6 protein-coding genes are annotated in these 8,164 nt (G+C 56.7%); 4 read left to right on the top strand and 2 right to left on the bottom strand.

The window, feature by feature from the left end; all coding sequences use genetic code 11:
- Nucleotides 1–49: 49 nt before the first annotated feature.
- Together KUC_RS10820 and pabB are read right to left on the bottom strand one after the other, a co-directional pair.
- Complete coding sequence (locus KUC_RS10820; protein WP_007113239.1) at nucleotides 50–670, bottom strand: phosphoadenosine phosphosulfate reductase domain-containing protein; 621 nt, start codon at nucleotides 668–670, stop codon at nucleotides 50–52.
- A gap of 117 nt (nucleotides 671–787) precedes the next feature.
- Nucleotides 788–2,143 carry an aminodeoxychorismate synthase component I gene (gene pabB / locus KUC_RS10815; protein WP_040480675.1) on the bottom strand — a complete coding sequence of 452 codons (1,356 nt, stop codon included), beginning with the start codon at nucleotides 2,141–2,143 and terminating at the stop codon, nucleotides 788–790.
- Nucleotides 2,144–2,403: 260 nt separating this feature from the next.
- Here pabB and KUC_RS10810 point away from each other — a divergent pair, with 260 nt between their 5' ends.
- The 4 genes from KUC_RS10810 to acnD all read left to right on the top strand — a co-directional run bounded on the left by KUC_RS10810 (nucleotide 2,404) and on the right by acnD (nucleotide 8,126).
- Nucleotides 2,404–3,177 (top strand): GntR family transcriptional regulator, encoded by a 774-nt coding sequence (locus KUC_RS10810; RefSeq protein ID WP_007113236.1) that lies wholly within the window; start codon nucleotides 2,404–2,406, stop codon nucleotides 3,175–3,177.
- Between the two features lie 35 nt (nucleotides 3,178–3,212).
- Nucleotides 3,213–4,103, top strand: coding sequence for a methylisocitrate lyase (prpB, locus tag KUC_RS10805; protein ID WP_040480673.1), 891 nt, complete (start codon nucleotides 3,213–3,215; stop codon nucleotides 4,101–4,103).
- Between the two features lie 219 nt (nucleotides 4,104–4,322).
- On the top strand, nucleotides 4,323–5,450 hold the full coding sequence (gene prpC, locus KUC_RS10800; RefSeq protein WP_007113234.1) for a bifunctional 2-methylcitrate synthase/citrate synthase: 1,128 nt from the start codon (nucleotides 4,323–4,325) through the stop codon (nucleotides 5,448–5,450).
- Nucleotides 5,451–5,516: 66 nt separating this feature from the next.
- Complete coding sequence (gene acnD / locus KUC_RS10795; protein WP_007113233.1) at nucleotides 5,517–8,126, top strand: Fe/S-dependent 2-methylisocitrate dehydratase AcnD; 2,610 nt, start codon at nucleotides 5,517–5,519, stop codon at nucleotides 8,124–8,126.
- The last annotated feature ends 38 nt before the right edge of the window (nucleotides 8,127–8,164 follow it).

The following is an 8,164-nucleotide window of genomic DNA, read 5'->3' as shown; positions in this document are numbered from 1 at the left end:
ACGCGGTTCGCGATGAAACGTCAACAGGCCCTAAGCGTCAGTGAGCACATTAGTGCTGTAAATGTAGCCCGCATTCGCGCTTCTCTTCCACCTTGGTAGGGTCGAAGTAGTCAAAGTTGTTAGGCAGATTATGCGCCTGTAGATACTGGTACATATCTTTGGCGCTCCACTGCAGCAGCGGGGCGACTTTCAATAGTCCATCGCTGTTGCGGCTAACAGCCTGCATTTTGGCACGCTCGGGAGTGTCTTCAGCACGCAGTGCGGTGAACCATACGTCGGGCTGCATTTCATGAAGCGCGCGCTCGAAGGGCTCGATTTTGACTTCCTGAGTAAAGGCCGCGTGGCGCGGGTCATCGATACCCGGCATAGGGCCTTCCAGCGCTTCACGGTGGGCGCGAGTGCGTCGGGGTATAAAGCTCACTAGGTTAAGATTGAGCTGTTTAATGACCTCGTCAGCAAACTGATAAGTGGCTTCGGTGTTGTAGCCACTGTCCATCCATACAATGGGAATATCCGGGCGCACCTGGGTGACCATATGCAGGATCACCGCCTCAAAGGGGCGAAAATTGGTGGTGCAAATAGGTTGTGCGCCCTGGGCCAGCGCCCACTCAACTAACCCTTGAGGATTAGTTGCGAAATCTCTATTAATTGCTTCAAGCTCTGAGGGCATACTGCCTCCTGTTCGGGTGTAAAATCTTGGTTACTAGGCTATCAAACCCGAGGCTACTCTCCCCAATACCGTTTAGTTAGGCTTTTATATTCCTTTTTGATATAGAGTTTTCGCTGCTTATTCCAAAGCGCCAATAAGGTGGCGGATTTTATCCAGCGTCTCGGTGTACTCTTCGTCCACTTGGGAGTCAGCTACTAAGCCCCCGCCACCCCATACATGCAGCCTTCCCGCCTCTGCCACCATAGTGCGAATAGCGATGGAGGTATCCATGCTGCCGCGCACATCGACATAGCCAAGGCTGCCGCAATAAACACTGCGCTGGCAGGGTTCTAGTTCATCGATGATCTGCATCGCGCGAATTTTAGGTGCACCGGTAATTGAGCCGCCGGGAAAGGCCGCCTTAAGCAGTGCCAGCGGGGTGTAGTTGCCTGCCAGCGTTCCCTGCACCACGCTAACTAAATGGTGCACGTTAGGGTAGCTCTCTAAGCGACATAGCTGCGGAACGCGAATGGAGCCTGGCTGGCAGACACGGCCCAGGTCATTGCGCAGCAGGTCAACGATCATCACATTTTCAGCGCGATCTTTAGTGCTGCTCAATAGCTGTTCAGCCAGCGCCTGATCCTCTACAAGCGTGGCGCCCCGCGGGCGGGTACCTTTAATCGGCCGTGTTTCGACATCGCCGTTGCGGCACTGAATAAACCGCTCGGGCGAAAGTGACAGTACGGCCTTATCGCCCCAGGCCATAAAACCTGAATAGGGCGTGGGGGTCGCTTTGCGTAACTGCAGGTACGCCTGCCACTCATCCCCCTGGTAATCGGCATAAAAGCGCTGAGCCAGATTGATTTGATAGCAGTCACCCGCTCGAATATAGCGCTGCACGGCGTTAAAGCGCGCGACGTATTGGGCGTGGCTAAGTTCTGCCTTAAAGGCATCGTTCAAAGTAAACGAGCTAGTCGGCGCTGGCGTTTGGGTAAGCCAGCTCTCCACCTGCTCACGACGCTGTGGGGTGGCGATTAACCATGCCTGCTGGGCCAAGTGATCTAGGGTGATGCACCAGTCGTAAAGCCCTAAACGGGCTTGTGGTAATGTTACGGGGCTCGTCTGGCCGCTAGGGATTGATAAGGTTTTACGGCCTAAATCGTAGCCCCAGTAACCTATTAGCCCGCCTAGAAAAGGGAGTTCACTGGTTTCATCAGGAACATCCAGTTGATCCAGTAACCACTGCTGAAGGGCAAACCCATCGTCAGCTAAGTGTGCCGGGGGGCTAAGCTGATCCGACTCAATACTCGCTTTGCCATGATGAGAAACTTCCAGCGTAGCAAGCGGGTCGCTGCTGATAATATCAAAGCGACCGGTGGCGATAGGGCGGCCACTATCGAGTAGCACCGCGCCGGGCCTGGCGCGCAAGCAAGCGAATATGCCCAACGGGTTGGGTGAGTAGGGCAGGGCAGATATCGTCAACGCCTTGATCATTAAGCAAACGCCTAGCCAGTAAAGGGCGAATCATTTTAGAGGGGCATAGACGATGACACCAGCGCAGGGCTTCGACGCCTTTCTCACGGACGGCTTTATACACAGTGTTAAGCGCTAAAATGGCATGATTGTTGACAAGCTGATTTGTGTTGCGCCTGCTAATACAACGAAAGGCGAATAAAATCGGCTAACAAGGCTGGTTGACGGTTCAATTGGCACACGCTAGAGTTGGCTTACTTTCCAATTGTCGACAATTAAATATGGCTTCTCTCGCTACTACTCCATCTAGTGTCACTGAAAAAAGTGCCACTGAAAAAAGTGCCACTGAGCACGCTTCTGAATCAGCTGCACCTGAGGTGCGCACGCTCGCTGAGCGGGTATTTCATCAGTTACAGGATGCTATCGTGCGCGGCGAGCTCGCGCCTGGCAGTAAGATTACTGAGCCTGGACTGTCGAAAACCTACGGTATTTCCCGCGGGCCGCTGCGTGAGGCAATGCGGCGCCTGGAAGCACACCGGCTGATTGAACGGGTTCCCCATGTGGGCGCACGGGTGGTCAAACTCTCGATGAAAGAGCTTCTAGAGCTTTTTGATCTGCGTGAAGCCTTGGAGAGCATGGCGGCGCGTTTGGCCGCTGAGCATATGTCACCGGCAGAGGTTCAGGGCCTGCGGGATGTGCTGGCGCTGCACGAAGGCCAGGCCGACCTACAGCGTGGCGAAGCTTATTACCAGCGCGAAGGCGATCTCGATTTTCACTACTGCATCGTTCAGGGCAGCCATAACAAGATGCTAATGAACCTGCTCTGCGACGATCTTTACTACCTTGTACGCCTTTACCGCACCCAGTTTAGTGCCAGTGGCACCCGGCCCCAGCGGGCCTTTGTGGAGCACCATCGCATTGTGGATGCCATTGAGGCCGGCGACGCGGAACTGGCCGAGCTGTTGATGCGCCGCCATGTCAGCGCCTCCCGAGCCAATGTGGCCGATCGCTACGCCGTGGCCCTCGAACAGTCAACGTCTGAATCACAACGCTAAAACATAACTAAAAATTAGCAATAGGAGAAAGTCCCATGTCCCAGATGACTCCCGGCGCCCGCTTTCGGGTCGCGCTAGAAGCTAACCGCCCGCTGCCCATTTTAGGCACTATCAATGCCTACACTGCGCTAATGGCCGATAAAGTGGGCCATCAAGCCATTTACCTCTCCGGAGGCGGTGTGGCCAATGCCTCGTTCGGCTTGCCAGATCTGGGCATGACGACCATGAACGATGTGGTGGAAGATGCCCACCGTATCTGCGGCGCTACCGAGCTGCCGCTTCTGGTGGATATCGATACCGGCTGGGGTGGTGCCTTCAATATAGCCCGAACCGTGAAAGAGATGCAGCGCGCTGGCGTAGCCGCGGTTCATATGGAAGATCAGGTTGCGCAAAAACGCTGTGGTCACCGCCCCAATAAGGCGATTGTTACCCAGCAGGAGATGGTCGACCGCATCAAGGCGGCAGCGGATGCCAAGATCGATCCCGACTTCTATTTGATTGCCCGCACCGATGCGTTCCAAAAAGAAGGGCTTGATGCGGCGATTGAGCGTGCCAACGCCTGTGTGGAAGCGGGGGCAGATGCCATCTTTGCCGAAGCGGTACACACCTTGGATGATTACAAAGCTTTCTGCGAACGGGTCAACGCGCCGATTCTGGCCAATATCACCGAATTTGGTGCTACCCCGTTGTTTACCCAATCCGAGCTGGGTGACGTTGGCTGCCGCATGGTGCTTTACCCGCTCTCGGCCTTCCGCGCTATGAACGCTGCGGCATTGCAGGTCTACCAAAGCATCCTCGACAACGGCCACCAAAAAGACGTGGTGTCTATCATGCAGACCCGCGACGAACTCTATGACTTTCTGAACTACCACGACTTTGAGCAAAAGCTGGACGCCCTGTTTGCCGAGAAAGGTGATGACCAGTAAGCCAACAGGTGAGAGGGCAGGTTGGAGCGAGGGTCTTTCGACCAGGGCCGGAAAATGTTCCCGACGATCCGGCATTTCCGCCATCCATGGCGGTCAGATGGCGAAAGTAGCGCCCAGGGATGGGTTCACAGCGCCCTCGCGGAAACCTGCCCTCGTCGCCGAGGCTAAAGTTTAATGAAATACACAATTTAAAATAAAAGCAGTAATAGGAGACACACCATGGCTGATAAACCCGTGACAGGTGCAGGACTACGTGGCCAAAGCGCCGGTTCCACCGCGCTGTGTACAGTAGGTAAAACAGGTTCAGGCCTGACCTACCGTGGCTTTGATATCAAAGAATTAGCTGAAAAAGCCAAATTTGAAGAGGTCGCTTACCTGCTGTTAAAAGGCAAGCTGCCCAATCAAGCCGAGCTGGATCACTACATTAATAAGCTGAAAAGCCTGCGCGGGCTGCCAGCGGCGCTGAAAACCGTGCTGGAGCAGATCCCCAAAGACGCTCACCCGATGGATGTGATGCGCACCGGCACCTCTATGCTGGGTAATCTGGAAACCGAGGAGAATTTCGATCAGCAGCAGGACGTTGCCGACCACCTGCTGGCGGCGCTGCCCTCAATTATTTGCTACTGGTACCGCTTCTCCCACGACGGCGTGCGCATCGATACCGAGACCGATGACGACTCAGTCGGCGGCCATTTCCTTAATATGCTGCGCGGCGAGCCCGCCTCCGAGCTGCACGCGCGGGTAATGAACGTATCGCTGATCCTCTACGCCGAGCACGAGTTTAACGCCTCTACCTTTACCGCCCGGGTGTGCGCTTCAACGCTCTCCGATATGCACTCCTGCGTCACCGGGGCGATTGGCTCGCTGCGCGGTCCGCTGCACGGCGGCGCTAACGAAGCGGCGATGGCGATGATCGAGGACTGGCAGTCGCCGGAAGAAGCGGAAAGCAAGATCATGGGCATGTTGGAGCGCAAAGATAAAATCATGGGCTTTGGCCACGCGATTTATCGCGAGTCCGACCCGCGCAACGCGATTATCAAGCAATGGTCCAAGAAGCTCTCCGATGACGTCGGCGACAAAGTGCTCTACCCGGTTTCCGAGCGGGTTGAAGAAGTCATGTGGCGGGAGAAAAAGCTGTTCTGTAACGCGGACTTTTTCCACGCCAGCGCTTATCACTTTATGGACATTCCCACCAAACTGTTCACGCCGATTTTTGTGATGTCGCGGCTCACCGGCTGGGCGGCCCACGTGTTTGAACAGCGCGCCAACAACCGCATCATTCGCCCCAGCGCCGATTATACGGGCCCCGAGAAGAGCGAGTGGGTGCCGATTGAAGCGCGAGACTGATTCGCGTGCTGCCCGGTGGCTTGGTCACCGGGCTTTTTTCAGTCCCTTCTTGTGAGTCTTCCTGCTATGAATACCCAATACCGTAAACCGCTACCTGGCACTGAGCTTGAGTTTTTTGACGCTCGCGAGGCGGTGGAAGATATCCAGCCCGGTGCCTATGCACAGTTGCCGTATACCTCCCGCGTACTGGCGGAACAGCTGGTGCGCCGCTGCGATCCTGAACTGCTCACCAATGCCTTAAAACAACTGATTGAGCGTAAGAGCGACCTGGATTTCCCTTGGTATCCTGCGCGTGTCGTTTGTCACGACATTCTCGGTCAAACCGCGCTGGTGGATCTGGCCGGGCTGCGCGACGCCATTGCCGAAAAGGGTGGCGACCCTGCCAAGGTTAATCCCGTCGTGCCGACCCAACTGATTGTCGACCACTCGCTGGCGGTGGAGCACGCTGGATCGGAAGAGGGCGCCTTTGAGAAAAACCGCGCCATTGAAGATCGCCGCAATGATGACCGCTTCCACTTTATCAACTGGACCAAGACGGCCTTCGAGAACGTCGATGTGATCCCTCCCGGTAACGGCATCATGCACCAGATCAACCTGGAGAAGATGTCGCCGGTGGTGCAGAACCGTGACGGCATTGCCTACCCGGATACCTGTGTGGGTACCGATAGCCATACGCCCATGGTCGATGCCCTGGGCGTTATCTCCGTGGGCGTCGGGGGGCTGGAAGCCGAAAGCGTGATGCTAGGCCGTGCTTCCATGATGCGCCTGCCGGATATCGTCGGCGTAGAGCTGACCGGCAAGCTGCAGCCCGGTATTACCGGCACCGATATGGTGCTGGCGATTACCGAGTTTTTGCGTAATGAGCGGGTAGTTGGCGCTTATCTTGAGTTTTATGGCGAAGGCGCCGATGCGCTGACCGTGGGTGATCGCGCCACGATCTCCAATATGACCCCCGAATACGGTGCCACGGCGGCGATGTTCTACATTGATGGTCAAACCATCGATTACCTGAAGCTCACCGGCCGCGAAGATGAGCAGGTAGCGCTGGTCGAAACCTATGCCAAGCACACTGGCCTGTGGGCGGACAGCTTGACCGAGGTTGAGTATGAGCGGGTGCTGACCTTTGATCTCTCATCGGTCACGCGCACCTTGGCAGGGCCCTCTAATCCGCACGCCCACCTGCCCACTTCAGAGCTTGCGCAACGCGGCATTGCCGTGGGTCTGGAGGCGGCGCAGGCGGAAGAGAAAGCCGGCAAAATGCCTGATGGCGCGGTGATCATTGCCGCCATCACCAGCTGCACCAATACCTCCAACCCACGCAATATGGTCGCCGCCGGGCTGATCGCCCGCAATGCCAACCGGCTTGGCCTGCTGCGTAAGCCGTGGGTGAAGTCGTCGCTGGCCCCAGGCTCAAAAACCGTCAAGATGTACCTGGAAGAAGCCGGTTTGATGAGCGAGCTGGAAAATCTTGGCTTCGGGGTGGTGGCCTACGCCTGCACGACCTGCAACGGGATGTCCGGGGCGCTGGATCCTAAGATTGCCCAGGAAATTATTGAGCGTGATCTCTACGCCACGGCGGTGCTTTCCGGCAACCGCAACTTCGACGGCCGTATCCATCCCCATGCCCAGCAGGCCTTTTTAGCGTCACCGCCGCTGGTGGTCGCCTATGCCATTGCTGGAACGATTCGCTTCGATATCGAAAAAGACGCCCTGGGGGTGGATCAGGCGGGGAATCCCGTTACCTTGAAAGACATATGGCCCGCCGATGAAGAGATTGATGCGATTGTTAAAGCGTCGGTGAAACCCGAGCAGTTCCGCCAGACCTATATTCCCATGTTTGACCTGGATAAGAGCGCCCGCACCCAGGTCAGCCCGCTGTATGACTGGCGACCCCAAAGCACCTATATCCGTCGTCCGCCCTACTGGGAGGGCAATATGGCCAAAGAGCGCACCCTTAAAGGCATGCGGCCGCTGGCGATTTTGCCGGACAACATCACTACCGATCACCTGTCGCCCTCTAACGCGATTCAGTTGAACAGCGCGGCGGGTGAGTACCTGGATAAAATGGGCGTACCGGAGGAGGACTTCAACTCCTACGCCACCCACCGGGGTGATCATCTCACCGCCCAGCGCGCGACCTTCGCCAATCCCAAGCTGTTTAACGAGATGGTGCGCGACGCCGATGGCAAGGTAAAACAGGGTTCGCTGGCGCGGGTAGAGCCGGAGGGCGAGGTCAAGCGCATGTGGGAAGCGATTGAAACCTACATGGCCCGCAAGCAGCCGCTGATTATCATTGCCGGGGCGGATTACGGCCAGGGTTCCTCACGTGATTGGGCGGCCAAAGGCGTGGCGCTGGCGGGCGTGGAGGCAATTGCCGCGGAAGGCTTTGAGCGTATTCACCGCACCAACCTGATCGGTATGGGGGTGATGCCGCTGGAGTTTGAACCGGGCACTACGCGTATGACACTCGGTCTGGACGGCACCGAAACCTTTGATGTCGAAGGCGCCGTTTCGCCAGGGGCGATGCTCACCCTGGTGATCCACCGCCAGAATGGCGAAAGCGAGCGGGTTGCGGTGAAGTGCCGTTTGGATACCGCCGAGGAGGTGTCGATTTACACCGCCGGTGGTGTACTGCAGCGCTTCGCCCAGGACTTTCTAGAGTCCACGGCTGCTTAATTGAGGTGGCTTAGCTGACCAAGAAAACCCGGTACCTT

The organism is Vreelandella boliviensis LC1, from assembly GCF_000236035.1.
Lineage (GTDB): Bacteria > Pseudomonadota > Gammaproteobacteria > Pseudomonadales > Halomonadaceae > Vreelandella > Vreelandella boliviensis.
This window is presented reverse-complemented; position numbering and strand designations above follow the sequence as displayed.

Bases quoted from the DNA above. Each gene is read 5' to 3' on its own strand.
- KUC_RS10820 (WP_007113239.1), bottom strand. From the start codon at position 670: ATGCCCTCAGAGCTTGAAGCAATTAATAGAGATTTCGCAACTAATCCT.
- pabB (WP_040480675.1), bottom strand. From the start codon at position 2,143: ATGATCAAGGCGTTGACGATATCTGCCCTGCCCTACTCACCCAACCCG.
- KUC_RS10810 (WP_007113236.1), top strand. From the start codon at position 2,404: ATGGCTTCTCTCGCTACTACTCCATCTAGTGTCACTGAAAAAAGTGCC.
- prpB (WP_040480673.1), top strand. From the start codon at position 3,213: ATGTCCCAGATGACTCCCGGCGCCCGCTTTCGGGTCGCGCTAGAAGCT.
- prpC (WP_007113234.1), top strand. From the start codon at position 4,323: ATGGCTGATAAACCCGTGACAGGTGCAGGACTACGTGGCCAAAGCGCC.
- acnD (WP_007113233.1), top strand. From the start codon at position 5,517: ATGAATACCCAATACCGTAAACCGCTACCTGGCACTGAGCTTGAGTTT.